Origin of the sequence: Corynebacterium sp. AOP12-C2-36 (genome assembly GCF_052379185.1) — a bacterium.
Taxonomy (GTDB): Bacteria; Actinomycetota; Actinomycetes; order Mycobacteriales; family Mycobacteriaceae; genus Corynebacterium.
Genome location: NZ_JBQSYJ010000094.1, coordinates 1 through 206, shown reverse-complemented (window position 1 = coordinate 206; position 206 = coordinate 1). Strand labels below are relative to the sequence as shown.

Genomic DNA, 206 nt, shown 5'->3' with positions numbered 1-206 from the left:
GAGGAGTGGGCGGAGCTGAAGGCGGCGGTGATGGCCGACGGCCTGTACAACCGCAACCTGCAGGCCGTGCCGCCGACAGGCTCGATCTCCTACATCAACAACTCGACCTCGTCGATCCACCCGATCGCCTCGAAGATCGAGATCCGTAAGGAGGGCAAGATCGGGCGCGTCTACTACCCGGCGCCGCACATGGACAACGACAACCT

At 63.6% G+C, this 206-nt stretch carries 1 protein-coding gene; it reads left to right on the top strand.

What is annotated here, in order from left to right:
* The coding region (locus tag ACT3UN_RS16615) for a hypothetical protein (RefSeq protein WP_444657681.1) at positions 1–206 on the top strand (206 nt) is incomplete at both ends.